Source organism: Burkholderia sp. COPS, from assembly GCF_019425585.1.
Classification (GTDB): domain Bacteria; phylum Pseudomonadota; class Gammaproteobacteria; order Burkholderiales; family Burkholderiaceae; genus Burkholderia; species Burkholderia cepacia.
In genome coordinates this window covers 134,666-156,266 of the sequence record NZ_WIXR01000021.1, presented here as the reverse complement: position 1 = coordinate 156,266, position 21,601 = coordinate 134,666, and the positions used below count along the sequence as shown (strand labels likewise).

At 66.8% G+C, this 21,601-nt stretch carries 16 protein-coding genes and 1 pseudogene; 13 read left to right on the top strand and 4 right to left on the bottom strand.

Annotated elements, in window-relative coordinates; genetic code table 11:
• Nucleotides 1–540 precede the first annotated feature (540 nt).
• The 4 genes from FOZ70_RS20755 to FOZ70_RS20740 are packed head-to-tail and all read left to right on the top strand — an operon-like array spanning nt 541 to nt 9,068.
• A complete protein-coding gene (locus FOZ70_RS20755) occupies nt 541–1,866 on the top strand; it encodes an MFS transporter (protein WP_060072568.1) in 1,326 nt (441 codons plus the stop codon).
• A gap of 21 nt (nt 1,867–1,887) precedes the next feature.
• Nucleotides 1,888–4,485, top strand: coding sequence for a nitrite reductase large subunit NirB (gene nirB, locus FOZ70_RS20750; protein WP_219706617.1), 2,598 nt, complete (start codon nt 1,888–1,890; stop codon nt 4,483–4,485).
• Between the two features lie 31 nt (nt 4,486–4,516).
• Nucleotides 4,517–4,864: a nitrite reductase small subunit NirD gene (gene nirD, locus FOZ70_RS20745; RefSeq protein WP_021162917.1), complete on the top strand. Its 348-nt coding sequence runs from the start codon at nt 4,517–4,519 to the stop codon at nt 4,862–4,864.
• A gap of 16 nt (nt 4,865–4,880) precedes the next feature.
• Entirely contained in the window at nt 4,881–9,068 is a 4,188-nt protein-coding gene (locus FOZ70_RS20740) for a bifunctional nitrate reductase/sulfite reductase flavoprotein subunit alpha (protein WP_219706616.1), read from the top strand.
• A 190-nt stretch (nt 9,069–9,258) separates the two neighbouring features.
• Here FOZ70_RS20740 and FOZ70_RS20735 read toward each other — a convergent pair whose 3' ends face one another.
• Both FOZ70_RS20735 and FOZ70_RS20730 read right to left on the bottom strand, forming a co-directional pair.
• Complete coding sequence (locus FOZ70_RS20735) at nt 9,259–10,035, bottom strand: SDR family oxidoreductase (protein WP_048025506.1); 777 nt, start codon at nt 10,033–10,035, stop codon at nt 9,259–9,261.
• A 4-nt stretch (nt 10,036–10,039) separates the two neighbouring features.
• Entirely contained in the window at nt 10,040–10,477 is a 438-nt protein-coding gene (locus FOZ70_RS20730) for a heme-binding protein (protein ID WP_219706615.1), read from the bottom strand.
• Nucleotides 10,478–10,573: 96 nt separating this feature from the next.
• Between FOZ70_RS20730 and FOZ70_RS20725 the strand changes: the two genes are divergently transcribed.
• The 9 genes and pseudogenes from FOZ70_RS20725 (at nt 10,574) to FOZ70_RS20685 (ending at nt 19,143) form a co-directional block, all read left to right on the top strand.
• A complete protein-coding gene (locus tag FOZ70_RS20725; protein WP_219706627.1) occupies nt 10,574–11,488 on the top strand; it encodes a LysR family transcriptional regulator in 915 nt (304 codons plus the stop codon).
• Nucleotides 11,489–11,571: 83 nt separating this feature from the next.
• Nucleotides 11,572–12,006 (top strand): hypothetical protein, encoded by a 435-nt coding sequence (locus FOZ70_RS20720; protein WP_219706614.1) that lies wholly within the window; start codon nt 11,572–11,574, stop codon nt 12,004–12,006.
• A gap of 2 nt (nt 12,007–12,008) precedes the next feature.
• Nucleotides 12,009–12,245, top strand: a complete 237-nt coding sequence (locus FOZ70_RS20715) for a hypothetical protein (RefSeq protein WP_176131997.1) — start codon at nt 12,009–12,011, stop codon at nt 12,243–12,245.
• 216 nt (nt 12,246–12,461) lie between these two features.
• Nucleotides 12,462–13,385: pseudogene (locus FOZ70_RS20710) on the top strand (filamentous hemagglutinin N-terminal domain-containing protein); the annotation flags it as partial.
• Nucleotides 13,386–13,483: 98 nt separating this feature from the next.
• Nucleotides 13,484–13,765 carry a hypothetical protein gene (locus tag FOZ70_RS20705; RefSeq protein WP_124922675.1) on the top strand — a complete coding sequence of 94 codons (282 nt, stop codon included), beginning with the start codon at nt 13,484–13,486 and terminating at the stop codon, nt 13,763–13,765.
• A gap of 189 nt (nt 13,766–13,954) precedes the next feature.
• Entirely contained in the window at nt 13,955–14,230 is a 276-nt protein-coding gene (locus tag FOZ70_RS20700) for a hypothetical protein (RefSeq protein ID WP_219706613.1), read from the top strand.
• A gap of 148 nt (nt 14,231–14,378) precedes the next feature.
• A complete protein-coding gene (locus FOZ70_RS20695; protein WP_258025680.1) occupies nt 14,379–15,080 on the top strand; it encodes a haloacid dehalogenase-like hydrolase in 702 nt (233 codons plus the stop codon).
• Between the two features lie 191 nt (nt 15,081–15,271).
• On the top strand, nt 15,272–17,866 hold the full coding sequence (gene mprF, locus FOZ70_RS20690; protein WP_059487995.1) for a bifunctional lysylphosphatidylglycerol flippase/synthetase MprF: 2,595 nt from the start codon (nt 15,272–15,274) through the stop codon (nt 17,864–17,866).
• Nucleotides 17,863–19,143 (top strand): AcvB/VirJ family lysyl-phosphatidylglycerol hydrolase, encoded by a 1,281-nt coding sequence (locus FOZ70_RS20685; protein WP_048025030.1) that lies wholly within the window; start codon nt 17,863–17,865, stop codon nt 19,141–19,143. Before mprF ends, FOZ70_RS20685 begins: the two co-directional genes overlap by 4 nt.
• 79 nt (nt 19,144–19,222) lie before the next feature.
• Here the strand turns inward: FOZ70_RS20685 and FOZ70_RS20680 are convergent, their stop codons facing one another.
• Together FOZ70_RS20680 and FOZ70_RS20675 are read right to left on the bottom strand one after the other, a co-directional pair.
• Complete coding sequence (locus tag FOZ70_RS20680) at nt 19,223–19,660, bottom strand: DUF934 domain-containing protein (RefSeq protein WP_059588944.1); 438 nt, start codon at nt 19,658–19,660, stop codon at nt 19,223–19,225.
• Nucleotides 19,657–21,441, bottom strand: coding sequence for a nitrite/sulfite reductase (locus tag FOZ70_RS20675; protein WP_219706612.1), 1,785 nt, complete (start codon nt 21,439–21,441; stop codon nt 19,657–19,659). Before FOZ70_RS20675 ends, FOZ70_RS20680 begins: the two co-directional genes overlap by 4 nt.
• Nucleotides 21,442–21,601: the final 160 nt, after the last annotated feature.

Genomic DNA, 21,601 nt, shown 5'->3' with positions numbered 1-21,601 from the left:
GGTGTCATGCAGCGGGTTCAGCAATATCCGGGCCAACCGGCATCGCCCGTCGCGCCCGCGCGGCGGGAACGGCGCGCACCGTGCCGCGCGATGGTCATGTGAGGGCGAAATGCGGGCCGAATATGGGCCAATCGCGGGCCAAGTACGACCCCCGTGCCGGCGCGCGGCCGCCGCGCGCCGGCACCCGCAATGCCGCATCGGCGTGCATCGTGCCCCGCCCGTACGCACCGCGATGTCGCACGGCGACAGTGCTGCATCGCACCACACCTGTGCCTCTCTGCATCACCGCGCATCGTGTGCCGACTGTCGCCGCGCGCCGCGCGACGCCGGACGAGCCTTGCGCGGCGGGACTGCGGGCCCGATTCGCGGCGACATGGCACGGCGTTTGCGTAAGCCGGTTCGGGCGAATCAATGGCGATTCGTCCGGCAGTACCGATTACAGACGCGCCCGGCAACGGGCTTCATGGGCAACGGCGTCCTACGCATCGGGTCTCGACGAGACCGGGTGCGCAGGACGCCGTTTTTCGTTTGGCGGATGACATGACCGACAAAGCTACCCGTATCGATCTCTTCAGCCTCCGCACCGCGCCGATGCGCGCGTTCCACCTGACGTGGATGGCGTTTTTCGTGTGCTTCTTCGCATGGTTCGCATGCGCGCCGTTGATGCCGCTGATTGCACGCGAATTCCACCTGAGCGCGGCGCAGGTTGCCAACATCAACATCGCGGCCGTGGCCGCGACGATCGCCGTGCGGCTGCTGGTCGGCCCGCTGTGCGACCGCTTCGGCCCGCGCCGCGTATACGTCGGCCTGCTGCTGCTCGGCGCGATCCCCGTGTTCGCGGTGTCGTTCACGCACGACTACCTGTCGTTCCTGATCTGCCGGCTCGGCATCGGCGCGATCGGCGCGGGTTTCGTGATCACGCAGTACCACACGTCGGTGATGTTCGCGCCGAACGTGGTCGGCACCGCGAACGCGACGACGGCCGGCTGGGGCAATGCCGGCGCGGGCGCGACGCAGGCGCTGATGCCGCTGCTCGTCGCCGCCGGCCTGATGCTCGGCTTCGGCGAGGATTCGTCGTGGCGTGTCGCGCTGGTCGTGCCGGGCGTCGCGATGCTCGCGATGGCCTGGGCGTACTGGCGCTTCACGCAGGATTGCCCGCAAGGCGACTTCGCCGCGCTGCGCAAGGAAGGCGTGACGGTCGACAGCGGCAAGAAGGGCGGCTGGGCGAGCTTCTTCGCGGCCTGCGGCAACTATCGCGTGTGGATGCTGTTCATCACGTACGGCGCGTGCTTCGGCGTCGAGGTGTTCATCCACAACATCGCCGCGCTGTACTACGTCGATCACTTCAGCCTGTCGCTGAAGGACGCCGGTTTCGCGGTCGGCATGTTCGGGCTGCTCGCCCTGTTCGCCCGCGCGCTCGGCGGCTGGCTGTCCGACAAGGTCGCCGCGCGCCGCAGCCTCGACGTGCGCGCGATGCTGTTGTGCGCGCTGATCGTCGGCGAAGGGCTCGGGCTGATCTGGTTCTCGCATGCGCAAAGCGTCGGCATCGCACTCGTCGCGATGCTCGCGTTCGGCCTCTTCACGCACATGGCGTGCGGCGCGACCTACGCGCTGGTGCCCTTCATCGACCGCAAGGCACTCGGCGGCGTCGCGGGGATCGTCGGCGCGGGCGGCAACGTCGGCGCGGTCGCCGCGAGCTTCCTGCTCAAAGGCGTCGGCGACGTGCAGCACACGCTCGGCCTGCTCGGCCTTGCCGTCACCGCGACCGCGCTGTGCGCGATGGCCGTGCGCTTCAGCGAGGAACACAAGGCACGCGAAGCCGAGCTGCGCGACCGCGCGCTGGCTGCCGGCAGCGTCGCGAACTGATCGACCGAGGGAAACGTCATCATGAAACTCATCGTCATCGGCCACGGCATGGTCGGCCACAAGCTGCTCGAATGCGTCGCGGCGCAAGCGAGCGCGGCGGGCGCGCTGCAGGTCACCGTGCTCGGAGAGGAGCCGCGCCCGGCCTACGACCGCGTGCACCTGTCCGAGTTCTTCGCGGGCAAGTCGGCGGACGACCTGTCGCTCGTCGAACCCGGCTTCTTCGAGCGCTATCCGCAGTTCGACCTGCGCCTGAATGCGCGCGTCGCGTCGATCGACCGCGCCGCGCATACGGTCACGCTCGCGTCCGGGGAAACGCTCGCGTACGACAAGCTGGTGCTGGCGACGGGTTCGCGCCCGTTCGTGCCGCCGATGCCGGGGCACGATCGTGAGGGCTGCTTCGTGTACCGGACGATCGAGGATCTCGAGGCGATGCAGGCGTGCGGCACGCACGCGAAGCGCGGCGTCGTGATCGGCGGCGGGCTGCTGGGCCTCGAATGCGCGAAGGCGCTGCGCGACATGGGGCTCGACACGCACGTCGTCGAATTCGCGCCGCGGCTGATGGCCGTGCAGGTCGACGACGGCGGCGGCCGGATGCTGCGCGCGAAGATCGAGGCGCTCGGCGTGACCGTGCATACGGGCAAGAACACGCTCGAGATCGTCGACGGCGAAGAGGGCACGCACCGGATGGCGTTCGCCGACGGCTCCCATCTCGACGCCGACATGATCGTGTTTTCGGCCGGCATTCGCGCACGCGACGAACTGGCGCGTGCGTGCGGCCTGGAAATCGGCCCGCGCGGCGGCGTCGCGATCGACGACGCGTGCCGCACGAGCGACGCCGACATCTATGCGATCGGCGAATGCGCGGCCTGGAACGGCATGGTGTACGGCCTCGTCGCCCCCGGCTACGACATGGCGCGCGTGGTGGCGAAGCAACTGGGCGGCGATGCGGACGGCGAGGCCGGGGCTACGTTCGCGGGTGCCGACATGAGCACGAAGCTGAAGCTGATGGGCGTCGACGTCGCGAGCATCGGCGACGCGCACGGCACGACGGCCGGCAGCCGCACCTACCAGTACGCGGACGAGCGCCGCCAGGTCTACAAGAAGCTCGTCGTGTCCGACTGCGGCAAGTTCCTGCACGGCGCGGTGATGGTCGGCGACGCGGCCGAATACGGCACGCTGCTGCAGATGATGCTGAACCGCATCGAGCTGCCCGAGTCGCCGGAATTCCTGATCCTGCCGTCGTCGGACGGCGTCGCGAAGCCGGCGCTCGGCGTCGACGCGCTGCCTGACGGTGCACAGATCTGCTCGTGCAACAACGTGTCGAAGTCGCAGATCTGCACGGCGGTCGCCGACGGCGCGACGAGCCTCGGCGCGCTGAAGTCGTGCACGGGCGCCGGCACGTCGTGCGGCGGCTGCGTGCCGCTCGTCACGCAGATCATGAAGGCCGAGATGAAGAAGCAGGGCCTCGCGGTCAACAACCATATCTGCGAGCACTTCCCGTATTCGCGCCAGGAGCTGTTCCACCTGATCCGCGTCGAGCGCATCGCGACCTTCGACGCGCTGCTCGCGAAGCACGGCCATGGCCTCGGCTGCGACGTGTGCAAGCCGGCGGTGGCGGGCATCCTCGCGTCGTGCTTCAACGAGTTCGTGCTGAAGAAGGAGCACGCGGGGCTGCAGGATTCGAACGACTACTACCTCGCGAACATCCAGCGCGACGGCACGTATTCGGTCGTGCCGCGCATGCCGGGCGGCGAGGTCACCCCGGAAGGGCTGATCGCGGTCGGTCAGGTCGCGAAGAAGTACGGGCTCTACACGAAGATTACCGGCGGCCAGCGCGTCGACCTGTTCGGTGCGCGCGTCGAGCAACTGCCGTCGATCTGGGAGGAACTGATCGCGGCCGGTTTCGAATCGGGCCACGCATACGGCAAGGCGCTGCGCACCGTGAAGTCGTGTGTCGGCTCGACGTGGTGTCGTTACGGCGTCGGCGATTCGGTCGGCCTCGCGATCGACCTCGAGAATCGCTACAAGGGGCTGCGCGCGCCGCACAAGATCAAGTTCGGCGTGTCCGGCTGCACGCGCGAGTGTGCGGAAGCGCAGGGCAAGGACGTCGGCGTCATCGCGACCGAGAAGGGCTGGAACCTGTACGTGTGCGGCAATGGCGGGATGAAGCCGCGCCACGCGGAACTGCTCGCGTCCGACCTCGACCGCGCGACGCTGGTTCGCTACATCGACCGTTTGCTGATGTTCTACGTGCGCACGGCCGACCGGCTGCAGCGCACGAGCGTATGGCGCGACAACCTCGAAGGCGGCCTCGACTACCTGATCGACGTCGTCGTGCACGACAAGCTCGGGATCGGCGCGGAACTCGAAGCCGACATGCAGCACGTGGTCGACACCTACGAGTGCGAGTGGAAGCGGGCCGTCACCGATCCCGACACGCGCAAGCGCTTCCGTCACTTCGTGAACAGCGATGCGCCGGACACGACCATCGAATTCGTCGAGACGCGCGGCCAGATCCGGCCCGCGATGCCCGGCGAACGTGCGGGCGGCAAGCCCGTGTCGATTCCCGTCGTCGCCGAAAGCGCGGCGCAAGCCGTGACCGAACCCGCAACCGCCTGACCGATATCCGCACCACTTCAAGGAGCCCATCATGAACGATCGTCTTCCGCCGTCCTGGACCCGCGTGTGCGCGCTCGACGACATCGTGCCGAACACCGGCGTGTGTGCACTCGTCAACGGCGAGCAGGTCGCGGTCTTTCACGTCGCGCATGCCGAGGAAGGCGGCGTGTTCGCGATCGACAACGTCGATCCCGTGTCGCGGGCGGCCGTGATGTCGCGCGGGCTGATCGGCAGCCTCGGCGAGCGCGTCGTCGTCGCGTCGCCGCTGTACAAGCAGCATTTCGACCTGCGCACCGGCGAATGCCTCGAGGCACCCGGGCAGTCGGTGAGCACGTATCCGTCGCGGGTCGAGGACGGCTTCGTGTGGATCGCGGCCTGACCGCCCCGGAGCGCGCATGACCGCCACCCCCGTCAAGAGCGTGTGCCCGTACTGCGGCGTCGGCTGCGGGATGGTGCTGCACGTCGAGGAAGGCGAAGTCGTCAAGGTGTCCGGCGACGCCGACCATCCGGCCAACTTCGGGCGGCTGTGCACGAAGGGTTCGTCGGCGCACGTCGCGCTGCGCCGCTCGGGGCGGCTCGACCGCGCGTTCGTGCGCCGCGCGCGCGAGGACGACCTCGTGCCGCTGCCGGCGCGCGACGCGATCGCCGACACCGCGCGCCGCCTGCGCGCGGTGCTCGATGCGCACGGGCCGGACGCGCTGTCGTTCTACGTGTCGGGGCAGATGTCGATCGAGGCGCAATACCTCGTCAACAAGCTCGCGAAGGGTTTCGTCGGCACCAACAACATCGAGTCGAACTCGCGCCTCTGCATGGCGAGCGCGAGCACCGGCTACAAGCAGTCGCTCGGCGCGGACGGCCCGCCCGGGTCGTACCAGGACTTCGATCGCGCGAACCTGTTCTTCGTGATCGGCGCGAACATGGCCGACTGCCATCCGATCCTGTTCCTGCGGATGATGGATCGCGTGAAGGCCGGCGCGAAGCTGATCGTCGTCGATCCGCGCCGCACCGGCACCGCCGACAAGGCCGACCTGTTCCTGCAGATCCGGCCGGGCACCGACCTCGCGCTGATCAACGGGCTGCTGCACCTGCTGCATGCGAACGGCCGCACCGACGGCGCGTTCATCGACGCGTACACCGAAGGCTGGGACGCGATGCCCGCGTTCCTCGCCGACTACACGCCCGGGCGCGTGGCTGAAATCACGGGGCTCGCGGAAGCCGACCTGCGCACGGCCGCGCAATGGATCGGCGACGCGCAGGAATGGATGAGCTGCTGGACGATGGGGCTCAACCAGAGCACGCACGGCGTGTGGAACACCAACGCGATCTGCAACCTGCATCTCGCGACGGGCAGGATCTGCCGTGCCGGCAGCGGGCCGTTCTCGCTGACCGGCCAGCCGAACGCGATGGGCGGGCGCGAGATGGGCTACATGGGCCCCGGCCTGCCGGGCCAGCGCTCGGTGGCGTCCGACGACGATCGCCGTTTCGTCGAGCACCTGTGGCGCGTGCCGGCCGGCACGCTGCGCAAGGAAACCGGCAACGGCACCGTCGACCTGTTCGAGCGGATGGCGGCCGGCGACATCAAGGCATGCTGGATCATCTGCACGAACCCGGTCGCCACGGTGCCGAACCGGCAGAACGTGATCGCCGGATTGCAGGCCGCGGAACTCGTGATCGCACAGGACGCATTCCTCGATAACGAAACCAACCGCTACGCGGACATCCTGCTGCCCGGCGCGCTGTGGGCCGAGGGCGACGGCGTGATGATCAACTCCGAGCGCAACATGACGCTGATGCGCGCGGCGGTCGCGCCGCCGGGCGACGCGCTGCCCGACTGGCGCATCGTCGCGGAAGTCGCGCGCGCGATGGGGTTCGGCGATGCGTTCGACTATGCGTCGGCAGCCGACGTGTTCGACGAGATCGTCCGCTTCTCGAATCCGGCGACGGGCTACGACCTGCGCGGCGCGAGCCATGCGGCGCTGCGCGACGGGCCCGTGCAGTGGCCGGTCGCGCCGGGTACCGCGCGCGAGCGGCACCCGATCCGCTACCTGAACGACGGCGTGAGCCAGCCGCTGCGCCCGGCCGCCGACGGCGACGACGCGCCGCGCATCGCGTTCCCGACGCCGTCGGGCAAGGCGCGCTTCTTCGCCCGGCCGCACGTCGATCCGGCCGAATTGCCCGACGACACGTTCCCGATCGTGCTGAACACGGGGCGGCTGCAGCATCAGTGGCACACGATGACGAAGACGGGCAAGGTCGCGATGCTGAACAAGCTGAACCCGCGCCCGTTCGTCGAGCTGCATCCGGACGACGCGAGCGTGCTCGGCATCGCCGCGAAGGACAGCGTCGAGATCCGCTCGGCGCGCGGCCGCGCGGTGCTGCCGGCCGTCGTGACCGAGCGCGTGCGGCGCGGCGACTGCTTCGCGCCGATGCACTGGAACGACGTGTACGGCGACGACCTGTGCATCAACGCGGTGACGAACGACGCGATTGATCCCGAATCGCAGCAGCCCGAACTGAAATACTGCGCGGTCGCACTGCGGCGCGTCGAGACCGCTGCGTTCGCGTCCGCCGACGACGAGACGGCGCAACCCGATGCACGCGCCGACGACGCGCGGCCCGCGCCGGCGATGGCGCAGGCCACTGCTTCACAGGAATCCGACATGGCAGACATCGACACTTTCGCGGCCGCGCTCGGCGTGACCGACCTCGCGCCGCCGCCGCTGACGGACACCGAACGGCTGTACGTGGCCGGGCTCGTGAGCGGGCTGAAGGCAAGCGCCGGCCGGCGCGAGGGCGGCGTGCCGGTGCTGCCGGCCGGCGCGCCGCTTACGCCGCCGGTGCGGTTCTGGCTCGACGGGATGCTCGCGGGGTTGTTCAGCCGCTCGCTGCCGGCGAGCTTGCCGGGCGCAGCGGCCCCCGTGCTGCCGGCCGATGCCGCCGCGTCCGGCGGCGTGCGGATCGTGCGCACGCGGCCGAAGGTCGTGCTGCTGTGGGCGTCGCAGACCGGCAACATCGAATCGTTGACCGAGGATTACGCGACGCAGCTGATGAACGCGGGCTTCGAGATCCGCACCGCGTGCATGTCCGACTATCCGGTGGCGTCGCTCGCCGGCGCGCAATACGTGCTGCTGATGACGAGCACGTTCGGCGACGGCGACGCCCCCGACAACGGCAGCGAATTCTGGGAGGCGCTGCAGGCCGGCAGCGCCGCGCGCCTCGACGGCGTGCACTTCGCGGTGCTCGCGTTCGGCGACCGCAACTACGACCAGTTCTGCGGCCATGGCCGCCGGCTCGACGCGCGGCTTGCGGAACTCGGCGCGGCGCGCCTGTGCGCGCGCGTCGATTGCGACGTCGAATTCCAGCGTGATGCCGACCAGTGGCTCGAACGCGTCGTCGCGCGGATCAAGGAGGCCGATGCCGCGCTGCACGCGGTGCCGTCCGGCGGCCTCGGCCCGTCGGGGCTTCTGCCGACGAAGGCGCATCCGGCGCCGTCGAAGCTCGTCGCGAACCTGCGGCTCAATCGTCCGGGCGCGGCGAAGGACACACGCTACGTGTCGTTGTCGACCGAAGGCGCGAACCTCGAATACGAAACCGGCGACGCGCTCGGCGTGTGGCCGACCAACTGCCCGGAACTGGTCGACGAACTGCTGTCCGTCACCGCGCTGAAGGCCGATGCACCCGTGTCGGTGGCGGGTGTCGGCGACGTGCGCCTCGGCGACGCACTCGCGCGTCATTTCGACATCACGCGCCCGCATCCGGACACGCTCGCGTTCATCGCGTCGCGCAGCGCGAACGGCGCGCTGAAGTCGCTGCTCGGCGACGACCGCAAGGGCGACCTGAAGCAATGGTTGTGGGGGCAACAACTCGCGGACGTGCTGCACGAGTTTCCGGTCGAGCTGTCGGGCAACGAACTCGTCGGGATGCTGAAGCGCATGCAGCCGCGTCTTTATTCGATTGCGTCGAGCCCGAGCGCGCACCACGGCGAGATCCACCTGACCGTGTCGGCCGTGCGCTATCACAACGGCCGGCGCGCGCGCAAAGGTGTCGCGTCGACGTTCCTCGCCGATCGCGCGGACGACGGCCGCGTGCCGGTGTTCGTGCAGAAATCCGCGCATTTCCGGCCGCCGGTGAACGGCGACGTGCCGATCGTGATGGTCGGCCCCGGCACCGGCGTCGCGCCGTTCCGCGGCTTCCTGCACGAACGGCAGGCGCGCGGCGCGCGCGGGCGCAACTGGCTGTTCTTCGGCGAACAGCATGCGCAGACGGACTTCTACTACGGCGACGAGCTGGGCGCGATGCGCGACAGCGGTTTCCTGACGCGGCTCGATCTCGCGTTCTCGCGCGACCAGGCCGACAAGATCTACGTGCAGGACCGGATGCGCGAGCAGGGCGCCGAGCTGTTCGCGTGGCTGGAGGAAGGCGCGCACTTCTACGTGTGCGGCGACGCCGCGCGGATGGCGAAGGACGTCGATGCCGCGCTGAAGGCCGTCGTCGCCGAGCACGGCGGCATGTCGGACGAAGCCGCGAACGACTACGTCGCGCGGCTCGCGAAGGCGCGCCGCTACATGCGGGACGTGTACTGACCGCGAGCGGTGCGGCGTGACGCGGCGCGGCCCGCCGGTTTGCGGGCCCGGCTTCGGGCGACGCGTTGGCCTGCTACGAGCCGCGCCGGGCCGTCGGGAGGCCGTCGACGGCGAACGTCGCAAGCGACAGGCCGGGCAGCGGGCTCGGCGTTCCTGCATGACATGAACCGGCGGCCGCCGCCGGTTTGCGTTACTGCTGACGCTCCCACGCGCGCGCCTGTTCGGCACGGACGAACGTTTCCGACGACCGCGGCAGCAGGGTGCGGAACGCGCCGCCGTCGCTGTCGATCACGTCGACCATCTTCGCGATCATTTCTTCCGGATCGTGCTGTTCGAGCGGGAACGTCAGCCGCTCGGGCGTCACCGTGTGGACGGCCGGATCGTGCCAGCGCCGCGTCGTTTCCATCATCCGGTCGTTGAAACCCGTGCTGTACGGGCCGGGGTTCACGACCGCGACACGGATTCCGTGCGGCGCCAGCTCAGCGTGCATCGCCTCGGCGATCGATTCGACCGCGTGTTTCGACGCGCAATAGGCGCCCGTGAACGGCCCGGTGATCAGGCCCGCGATCGACGACACGAACACGATCTTGCCGTGCCGGCGCGCGAGCATCCCCCGCGCGATGTGCTGCGTGAGTTCGAGCGGCCCGAACACGTTGACGTCGAACAGGTCGCGGACGATCCCGACCGGCAGGTCGACGAGCGCGCCGGCTTCGCCGACGCCCGCGTTGTTCACGAGCACGTCGACGTCCAGCTCGGCCGCGCGGGCGCGATCGTCGGCCGACGTGACATCGAGCTTGATGGCGCGCAGCGTGGTGCCGCGTTGCGCCGCGGCGGCCGTCAGTGCGTCGATCTCGGCCGTGACGCGCACGCCGGCTGTCACGTCGTGGCCGCGTTCGGCGAGCCGCAGCGCCACTTCGCGGCCGAAGCCGGTGCCTGCGCCGGTAATGAGGATGCGTTTCCGTGCCATGTGCTTACCTTGTGGTGGGAAGGGTTGCCTGAAAGCGGTCGCGGCCGTGCCGGGCGATCGCGGTGTCTTCGTCGACGCTGCCGCCCGATACGCCGATGGCGCCGACGCAGCGTCCGCTGTCGTCGACGAGCGGTTCGCCGCCGCCGAACGTGACGAGCCCGCCGTGGCTGTGCTCGATCCCGCGCAGCGGCCCGTCGCCCGACATCGCACCGAGCGCGCCGGTCGATATGCGGAAGCGGACCGCCGTCAGCGCCTTGCGCTGCGCGAGATCGATCGCGCCGAGGAAACAGTCGTCGGTGCGCGCGAACGCGAGCAGGTTCGCGCCGGCATCGACGATTGCGATGGCGACGCCGGCGACCTGCAGCGACGCCGCATGCGCGAGTGCTGCGTCGATCGTAAGGCGGGCGGCTGCGAGCGGCAGCGCGGCGGTGAGCGGGTCCATACGAGGCTCCGGTGGGACGACAGGCCCCAGTGTAGGCAGTTGCGGTATATGGGAGAATCCGCATTCCGCTCGAAAGAGTTTCAAGTTTTTCTAATGATGAGCCGACGCGATCCGATGGCCGGGCTGCACGTGTTCATGACGGTCGCGACGGCCGGCAACTTCACGCGGGCGGCTGCCGCGCTCGGCCTGACGCCGGCTGCCGTCAGCCTCGCGATCGGGCAGCTCGAGGGCGAGCTGAACGTGAAGCTGTTCAATCGCAGCACGCGCGGCGTGAGCCTGACGGAAGCCGGGCAGCACTACTGGCGGCAGACGGAGCCCGCGTACCGGCAGGTCGTGCACGCGCGCGACGCGCTGAAGGATGCGCGCAGCGAGCCTAGCGGCGTGTTGCGCGTCACCGCGCTGCCGCTGGCGCGCACGCTCGTGATCGCGCCGGTGCTGGCCGTATTCCGCGACCGTTATCCGAAAGTGCGGCTCGAGATCCGCTACGAGAACGAACTCGTCGACATCGCGAAGGACGGGTTCGATGCGGGGATTCGCCTCGCCGACCGGCTGCAGCCGGGGACGATCGGCGTGCGGATCGCGCCGGCGCTTTCGTGCGCGCTGGTCGCGTCGCCCGGTTATCTGGCGCGGTACGGCACGCCGGCGTCGATCGCAGCGCTCGAAACTCATGCCTGTATCCGCTTCCGGTTTTCGGAGAGCGGGCGGCTGCACAAATGGCTGCTGCACGACGGGCGTCGCGATGTCGATCTCGATCCGGAAGGCGTATTCGTGACGAACGATGCCGATGCGGTGATCGACGCGGCGCGTGCCGGTGTCGGGATCGCGTTTGCGTTCATGCGCGAGCGCATCGTGCAGGACTTGCGCGACGGCACGCTCGTCGAGGTGTTGCCGGGCGCGTGCCGGACGCTGCCGCCGATGTGGCTGTATTACGTGAATCGCAAGCACGTGCCGGCGAAGCTGCGCGCGTTCATCGACGTGCTGCGGGAGCGCGACGGCGCGGGCGCGGCGTAAGCGTTGCATCGGCCGGTTGACTGCAGCGCTGGCCGAGGCGGCGCATGATGGCGGCTCCAGCCACGAAACGAAGGAGTCGCGTCATGACGGTATCGCTTCAATTTCCGGTTCGTACTTTGGCCATTGCCGCGGCGCTGGTGGCGGCCGTGACCTGCAGCGCGCCGGCCATCGGCCAGACATCGACCGTACCCGCCGGTTCGGCTGCGGCAACGCCCGACAATGCGGTGCTGCTCACCGTCTTCCTGAAACACGACCAGTCGCGCCCGCTCGCCGAGCTGAACGCGCAACTGGCGAAGCAGGGGTTCTACAAGGCGTTTCCGCCGCCGGGCGTCGAAGTGGTGAGCTGGACCGTGACGATGGGGATCGGGCAGATCGTCGTGTTGCGGTTGCCGGCATCGCGGGTGCGCGAGGTCAATCGGGTGCTCGAGGATACGGCGTGGGGTGCGTATCGGACGGAGTTCTACCCGACTTACGACTACAAGGCGATCGGGTTGGGGGAGCATGAGCGGGCGAAGTGAGGTTGAATATTCAAAACAGTCGCATCAATGAAAATGCGCTGTTCTCGGTCACTGGAATGAGTCGTTATTTTCAAGATAATGCAGGGCTGGAGTTCTTTGCGGCGGCGAGGGTGGTTGTTTGTTCCTCGAAAAAATACGAAGGCACGCTCGGTATCTTGATAAAACTGTTAAAAGAAACATATTTTGACTATTTCCTGTTTGATAGATCAGGAGCCGACTTTGGTGCGATTCGTACCTGACGTGAAAACGGTCGGGAGGCAATACCAAGGAATTTTCGTCGATTCTGCGCTAGAGGAAGAGAATTGGCCGCAGATAAAAAATTGCAATCAGACAAGTCTTAAATTTGTGTACTTCACATATTTACGACGCTTGGCAATTGTTCACATTCATCCTATGGTTTCCTGACGATTGATTTGCTAACGTTCATCGGCGTAAAAAGACATCAATGACGGACGATGAACAAGAAGACCTACCGCCTGGTGTATTCCAGGCTCCGGGGAATGGTGGTGGCGGTCGAAGAGACAGCTACTGCCGCGGGGAAAACCGAATCCGGTGAGAGACGGGCCGGTCGGCGTTCGCGCGGCAGCTCGGGCTTGCTGATCGCGGTCGCGTCGCTGGCGGCCGTGCCTTCGTTTGCATCGGCGCAGATCGCGCCAGTGCCCGGCACCACCACCCACGTGATCCAGACGCAGAACGGGCTGCCGCAGGTAAACATCGCGAAGCCGTCGGGTGCGGGCGTGTCGGTCAATACCTACAACCAGTTCGATGTTCAGAAAAACGGCGCGATCCTCAACAACTCGCCGACGCTCGTCAATACGCAGCAGGCCGGCTATATCAACGGGAACCCTAATTTCGGGCCCGGACAGTCGGCGCGGATCATCGTCAACCAGGTGAACAGCGCGAACCCGTCGCAGCTTCGCGGTTACGTCGAAGTCGCCGGAAATCGCGCGGAAGTGGTGCTGGCCAACCCGGCCGGTATCGTCGTCGACGGCGGCGGCTTCATCAATACATCGCGCGCCACGCTGACGACTGGGCAGCCTTACTACGGCGTGGACGGTTCGCTTGTCGGCTACAACGTCAATCGCGGCCTCGTCACCGTGCAGGGCGCGGGGCTCAATGCGGCGAACGTCGACCAGGTCGACATCATTGCCCGCGCCGTGCAGGCGAATGCGGCGATCTACGCGAAGAACCTGAACGTCGTCGCTGGCGCTAACCAGGTCAATCACGACACGCTGACAGCGAAGCCGATCCAGGGCGACGGCGCCGCGCCTGGCGCCGCGCCTGGCGTCGCGATCGACGTCGGCCAGCTCGGCGGGATGTATAGCGAGCGGATTTATCTGGTCGGTACAGAGGGTGGCGTTGGCGTGCGTAATGCCGGGGGCAATTCCTGATTTTGTTACAAGTGCCAATAAGATTGGGATAAGTCGGGCCGCGGCTCAGCCCGAAAATGTGTTGCAGAAACAAAAGGAGTAGATCAATGATCGATGGTCTATGGAGTGGTCTTTTGGGTGGATTTTTGGGGCCTGTTGTTGCAAAAATTATCGGGAAATTCTCATATTGGAAGGTTTTTGCATTAATATTGGTGTGCATTTATATTTTCATATTCTCGGTTGCAATATTTAAGTCTGGGGTTGAGAAAGGGTTTTCGACTGCAGCGGCGATTTCTTTGGGGATGCCAGGGGCATTGGTGCCGATTGGGTTTGCCGCGGTTTTTGCATTTTGCGCTTTCCTTCAAGTGCGTTCGGGTAAGAAGGGTTGATTTTTTGAGGGATGGGTGGTTGAAAATAAGTTGTTGAAGAGATGAAGATTATCGAGAATTGCTGGGATTGTTTGGCTGCGTTTGATTGCCAGTATGGCGCCCATTTTTTTGATGGGGAGGATGCGCATATATACGTCAACGACTGGCTTGGCGTGTTTGGTGCGATGGAGGACGATTTTTTCAAAAAGAATGAAGATGGATTCGTCGGGCATTGTGTTTTGGTATTCAGGGGGGGGTAAATTTGATTTTGTTGTGACGCCATATGACAGGGTTAATGGCATTGTGTCATGGAAAAATCCAATCTCCTTCAACTATGTTGGGGAGCAGCGTGGCGGCGAACAGGTGTACGAATTGGCGGGAAGTCTTCATGGATTTGCATCGTCGGTAGGTATTTATGTCGAATCACGAGGGTTTGAGTTGCATATTTTGGCGGAGGATGAGCCGTCGCGTCGCTCCCATATCTGATTATAGGTTTTCAATTTGATATTGAATTTGTGGGTGTTCATGGTGGGGATTGATTAATTTCTTGGTCGTATTTTTTGAGTCGGGCTTGTTGGTATTGTGTGTTGGGTATGGCTGGTGAAGTTAATAAATGAAAGACATAGCGGAATAAATGCGAGAGACCCAAAAACCACCGCTTGTCGTCGACCTTGACGGCACGCTGACCCCATCGGACACCCTGATGGAATCAGTGATCCACGCGGTAAGACGCAAGCCTTCAAACCTGCTGCGATTGCCTTTCTGGCTCGTCCGCGGGCGCGCCGCGTTCAAGGCCGAAGTTGCAGAACACGCCGATTTTCGAGCTGAGACACTCCCGTATCGCGAACCGCTTGTCGACTATCTCGAGAGCGAACGCGAAAGTGGCCGCAAGATCGTGCTCACAACTGCCGCGCATCGTTCGATCGCCGAGCAGGTGAGCGCGTATCTCGGTCTGTTCGATTTCGTCATCGCAACTGGTGGCGAAACGAATCTCAAGGGCGCGACCAAACTTGCCGGCATTCGCCGGCAGGTCGGCGACGACTTCGACTATGCGGGTGACAGCAAAGCCGATCTGCCGATTTGGGCAGGCGCGAACGGTGCGGTCCTGGTCGGCGTTACGAATAGTCAGCAAGATCTGACAAGCTGGCCGAAAGCATTTGACCCCATTCAAAGAAGCCCGCCCGGCCTTGCGCATTCGTGCTCGTCGGGGCGCTCCACCCGGCAGATTTCTCCCAAATGCATCACAAGTCATTCATCCGATGAAAAATCCCCGTCGGATACCGGTATGATGCGCACCTTGCGCGTGATCGGTCGTCGAACTTTGATACGACATTGATACACGCGGCGCTACAAATCCGCACAACGAGCGCGTGAAAGATTCTGTAATATAAATTCCGTATACTCGTAAGTTCTGATCCAGGCGCCGCCTGCCAATTCCTTCGGCCGACCGCCCACGCAGAACAACCAGATACGTCGCCGCTTGGCCGTCTTGCGCCGCGACACGCTATGCACCACCACTGAACATCTATGTCTTCCCGCCACTCTGGTTCGCCCGGCCTCGCCGCGGCGGTGATCACCCGTGTCCGGGCGCTGATCCGCAACGAGCGCGTGCTGTCGCCGCTGCTCGCGCTCGGCATCGGCCTGCTGCTGATCGTGGTTTTCCAGCACCTGTCGGAATCCGTCGACTACCGGTCGGTGATCCGCGAGTTGCGTCACATGTCCGTCGGCGAGTGGGGCGCATCGCTGGCCGCGACGGCCCTCAGTTATCTCGCGCTCGTCGCCCGCGATGCGGTCGGCCTGCGTTATGTCGCCGCGAAGGTGCCGCGCGTCGCGTTGTGGATCGGCGCGATCGCCGGGTCCGCGCTCGGTAACGCGACCGGCTTCGGCGCCCTGACGGGCGGCGCGGTCCGCGCACGCGTGTACGGCGTGTCGGGCGTTACGCCCGCGCAGATCGGCCGGATGACGGTGTTCACGAGCGGCACGCTGGCGCTCGCGATGGTGTTGATGACGGCAGTCGGCATGGTCTGCGTGCCGGAGGCGCTCGCCGCGATGCTGCACGTCACGCCCGGCGTGCTGACGTGGGGCGGCGCCGCGCTGCTCGTGATACTGGCCGCGATCGTCGCGATGTGCGGCAACACGGCGCGCCCGGTCGTCACGCGCTTCAAGTGGCTGTCGTTCGACGTGCCTGCGCGGCGCGATCTCGTCGCGCAGGTCGTCTACGCGGTGCTCGACGTCGTTGCCGCGGGCCTGACGCTGTGGGTGCTGCTGCCGGCCGCGCCGGTCGGCTTCCCGACCTTCATCACGGTGTATGCGGCCGCGCTGCTGCTCGGGATGATCGGCCATACGCCGGGCGGAATCGGCGTGTTCGAAGCCGCGATGGTCTTCACGCTCGGTCGCGAAGTGCCTCCGCACGCGATGGTCGCCGCGCTCATCGCGTATCGCGCAATCTATTTCGGCGTGCCGCTCGTGCTGTCGGCCGGCCTGCTGGCCGGTTTCGAGGGCCGCGCGCTGCGCCGCCGGCTCGTCACGCGGCAGGCCGTGCGCGTGTCGCAGCTCGCGCCGGTGTTCCTGAGCCTCGTGACGTTCGCGGTCGGTAGCATGCTGGTGATCTCGAGCGCGACGCCCGCGTTCTGGCACCGGATCGCGATCCTGCGCCACCTCGTGCCGCTGTGGGTGCTCGAAGGCTCGCAGGTGATCTGCAGCGTGCTCGGCGTCGCGCTGCTGTTCGTCGCGCGCGGGCTGCTGCGCCGCCTCGACGGTGCGTGGTGGATGACCTTCGCGCTGACGCTCGCAAGCCTCGCGCTGTCGCTCGCGAAAGGCCTCGCGTTCGTCGAGGCCGGCGTGCTCGGCACGCTGCTCGTGCTGCTGCTCGTCAGCCGCCGCCGTTTCAACCGCCATTCGTCGCTGCTCGCCGAGCGCTTCACGGTGAGCTGGTTCGTGTCGGTGACCATGGTGCTGATGCTGGCCGTGTGGGTGCTGTTCTTCGCGTTCCGCGACGTGCCGTACACGCGCGAGCTGTGGTCGCATTTCTCGTTCGACGCGCGCGCGCCGCGGGCGCTGCGTGCGACGCTTGCGTCCGGCGTGTTCGTCGCGCTGTTTGCGCTGTGGCAACTGCTGCGCCCGGCGCCCGGCCGTTTCGTGAAGCCCGCGGCGCAGGACCTGTCGGATGCCGAACGGATCATCCGCGCGCAGGAGTGCAGCGATGCGGGCCTCGCGTTGATGGGCGACAAGTCGTTCCTGTTCTCGGAATCCCGCCAGGCCTTCCTGATGTATGCCAAGAACGGCCGCACGTGGGCCGCGCTCCACGACCCGGTCGGGCCGCGCGAGGAGTGGCCGGGCCTGATCAGCAAGTTCATCGCGCTCGCACACGCGCACAGCGGCCGTGCGGCGTTCTACCAGGTGCGCGCCAACGCGCTGCCGCTGTATCTCGACGCGGGGCTCACGCTGATGAAGCTCGGCGAGGAAGCGCATATCGCGCTCGACCAGTTCGACCTGAAGGGTTCGAACCGGTCGCACCTGCGCTACGCGCTGCGCCGTGGCGACAAGGATGCGCTGACGGTCGAGGTGATCGCACCGTCCGACGTGCCGGCCACGTTGCCGGCCTTGCGCGACATCTCCGACGGCTGGCTCGACAGCCGCGACGCGCGCGAGAAGAGCTTCTCGGTGGCCGCGTTCCACGACGGTTATCTCGCGACGCAGTCCGTGATGCTCGTGCGGCAGGCCGACAAGCCGATCGCGTTCGTCACGTTCATGACGACCGACCTCAACACCGAGGCGACGGTCGGCGTGATGCGCCATCTTCCGGACGCGTCGCCGTACGCGATGGAATATCTGTTTACGCAGCTCGCGCTGCATCTGAAGGAAGCGGGCTTCCGCAAGCTGAGCCTGGGTATCGCGCCGTTCTCGGGGATGGGGGCGGCGAAGATGCCGTCGCCGTTGCACCGGATCGGCCTGATGGTCTGGCGCTTCGGCGGCCGTTTCTACAACTTCCGCGGCTTGCGCGCTTTCAAGAGCAAGTTTGAACCGCACTGGGAGCCGCGTTACCTCGCGGCCTCGGGCACGGTCGGCGTGTTCGTCACGCTCGCGGATCTGTCATTGCTGGCTGGAGGTCGGCGTTCATGAGTTTGAAGAAGGGAATCGCGCGGGCGGCAGCCGCCTGCGCGGGGATGATGCTGGCCGGCGCCGCGTGCGCCACGCAGCCTGCCGCCGTAAAAGCAGAAACCGTGTCGGGCGGTCGTTATGGGCCCGTCACCGTGACCAAACCCAGCGGGCCGCTGCGCGGATTCGTCGTACTGTTCTCGCGTGAGGCGGGCTGGAATGCCGCCGATCAGCAGGCGGCCGACGCGCTCGCGAAAGCCGGTGCGATGACGGTCGGCGTCGATTCGGAGCGTTACGCGACGAATCTCGCCGCGAAGCAGGAGACCTGCCACCACCTCGACGGCGACGCCGAAGCGGTCAGCCACCAGCTCGAACGCCTTGCGCAGTCGTCGCGTTATTTCACGCCGATCGTCGCGGGCGTGGGCCAGGGCGGCGCGATCGCGAAGCAGATCCTGTCGATGGCGCCGGAGAACACGATTGCCGGCGTCGTATCGGTCGATCCGGCCGCGAAGCTCGATCCGCGCTTCAAGCCGTGTCCGCCCGATCCGACGATCGTGCGCCGCGCGATGCCGGGTTTCGTCGAAACGGCGGCCGCGGGCGATTCCGCGAAGCTCGTGTCGCTCGTCACGTCGCACCTGCGGGACACCACCAGCAGCGACGAACTCGACGTATCCGATCTGCCGCTCGTCGAGCTGCCGGCCAAGGGCGGCAACGGCCAGCTCGCGATCGTGATCTCGGGCGACGGCGGCTGGCGCGATCTCGACAAGACGATCGCCGAGGCGCTGCAGCGCGACGGCGTGTCGGTGGTCGGCATCGACAGCCTGCGCTATTTCTGGAGCGAGAAGCCGCCGGCGCAGGTGAGCCGCGATCTCGCGCGCGTGATGCGCACCTACATGGCGCGCTGGCATGCGAATCGCGTGGCGCTGGTCGGCTACTCGTTCGGTGCCGACGTGATGCCGTTCGCGTACAACCGGCTGCCGGCCGACCTGCGCGACAAGGTCGCCGTGATGTCGCTGCTCGGCTTCGCGCCGGCCGCCGATTTCCAGATCCGCGTGACGGGCTGGCTCGGCATGCCCGCGAGCGACAAGGCGCTGAAGGTCGCGCCGGAAATCGCGAAGGTGCCGCCGCAGCTCGTGCAGTGCTTCTATGGCGCGGAGGAGAAGGACACGATGTGTCCGGCGCTCGTGAACACGGGCGCCGACGTGATCAAGACGCAGGGCGATCACCACTTCGGCCGCGACTACATCGCGCTCGAGAAGAAGATTCTCGGCGCGTTCGGCAAGCCGGTGGCGGCGCGCTGAACGCCGGCGCCCGCTTCGCGGCGGGCGCCGGCCGGATCGCTTCCGGTTCTTCGTACGGGCGGCCAGCGTGCCGCCCGTTTCATTTTGCGGCGGGCGTTGCCGCGTTCTGCTGCGGCATCGTTGTTCTCGCATCGCGCTGATAGAAACCCGGGAACCGGTCGAGTTGCCGCCGCGCGGCCGTGATGTCCGTGCCGTCGCCGAGCACCGCGCTCGAGAACCCCGTGCGTTCCATCAGCAGCAACTGGTCGACCAGCACCTCGCCGGTCGCGCGCAGGTCGCCGGTGAAGCCGTAGCGCTTGCGCAGCAGGTACGCCTGGCTGTATGCGCGGCCGTCGGTGAACGACGGGAACTGCAGGTCGATGCGCGTGACTTGCGCGATCCGCCCGGCGAGCAGCGGCAATTCCTCGTCGTTGCCGATCGTCAGCATCGTGTCGTCGTGCGGCTGCGTGTCGCCGGCGTGTTCGGCCGGCGTCAGCAGGCGGATGCGCGCGTGTGCGTTCGAAGCTTGCTGGTTCATGCGGGCTCCACCTGATGGCGCGCGTCGTTCGCGGCGGCCTTGAAGGGTTCCGTACCGATGCGGCGGACGGTGTCGATGAACCGTTCGCTGCGGCCGTCGTTGTCGATCCGTGCGTCGAGGTACGCGTTGACGATCGCGTCGACGACATCGACGATCTCGTCCGCCGAAAACGACGGGCCGATCACCTTGCCCGGCCGCGCCGGGCCGCTCGCGGTCGAGCCGTCCGAGCCGCCGAGCGTGACCTGGTACCACTCGGCGCCGTCCTTGTCGACGCCGAGGATGCCGAGGTGGCCGCTGTGATGATGGCCGCACGAGTTGATGCAGCCGCTGATGTGCAGGTCGATGTCGCCGACGTCGTGCAGCATGTCGAGATCCTGGAAGCGCTCGGCGATCGCATCGGCGATCGGGATCGAGCGTGCGTTCGCCAGCGCGCAGAAGTCACCGCCCGGGCACGCGATCATGTCCGTCAGGAGTCCGACGTTCGCGCTGGCGAGCCCGATCGCACGGGCGTTTTCCCACAGCGGGAACAGGTCGTCGACATGCACCCACGGCAGCACGACGTTCTGCGTATGCGTGACGCGCGCCTCGCCGGCCGAGAAACGGTCGGCGAGATCGGCGAGTGCGTCGAGCTGGTCCGGCGATGCGTCGCCCGGTGCCTGCAGGCGGCGCTTGAACGACAGCGTGACGATGCGCAGCGCCGGGTCGCGGTGATCGGCGACATTGCGTGCGAGCCAGCGCGCGAACGCCGGGTGGTGTGCCGCCTGGGCCGACACGCGGAGGTTCGCGTCGCGCAGGCTGACCGCGCGCGGCTTGAGCCGCGGCGCGACGAACGACGCGGCGACGCGGTCGAACTCGACCTGGGCGATCGTGTGCAGCCCGCCGTCGTGTTCGACGATCTGGCGGAACTCTTCCTCGACGTCGTCGATGTAGCGCTGCCCCTCGGTCTTCACGAGGATCTTGATGCGCGCCTTGTACTTGTTGTCGCGCCGTCCGTAGCGGTTGTACACGCGGACGATCGCCTCGATGTAGTTCATCACGTGCTGCCAGGGCAGGAACGCGCGCAGCAGCGTCGCGATAGTCGGCGTGCGGCCCATTCCGCCGCCGACGCTCACGCGAAAGCCGAGTGCGCCCGTGTCGTCGCGCACGAGCTTGAGGCCGACGTCGTGCCAGTCGGTCGCGGCACGATCCTCGGCCGCTCCGGTGATCGCGATCTTGAACTTGCGCGGCAGGAACGCGAATTCGGGGTGCAACGTCGTCCACTGGCGCATCACTTCGGCGAACGGGCGCGGATCGGCGATCTCGTCCGGCGCGACGCCGGCGCGCTCGTCGCACGAGATATTGCGGATGCAGTTGCCGCTCGTCTGGATGCCGTGCATGTCGACGGTCGCGAGCAGGTCCATCACGTCGGCGGCCTTCGTGAGCGGAATCCAGTTGAACTGCACGTTGGTGCGCGTCGTGAAGTGCGCGCTGCGGGTCGGCAGGCGCATCGTGCCGAGCAGGGCCTGCGCGTCGCATGCGGCGCGGTAGGTGGCATCGTCGGGCACATCGTAGTCGCGCGCGATCCGCGCGAGCACGCGCAACTGCGCGCTCGACAGTTCGCCGTACGGCACGGCCACGCGCAGCATCGGCGCGTGGCGCTGCACGTACCAGCCGTTCTGCAGGCGCAGCGGCCGGAACGCGTCTTCGCTCAGCGTGCCGTGCTGCCAGCGCTCGAGCTGGTCGCGAAACTGGGCGGCGCGGCTGTGCACGAGCGCCCGGTCGAAAACGGTATATCGATACATGACGTGATACGCGAGAGGAGCCGCGGCGCGATGCGGGCGGCTCGAGGGGACGTTGCGACGGGTGTCAGGCAACCGGAGACAGCGTAGGGAACGCGGGGCGGCGGGACAAGCAGCAGATCGGGACGAAAAGGGCGCAGCAGATGGCCGGCGAGAGGCCGGT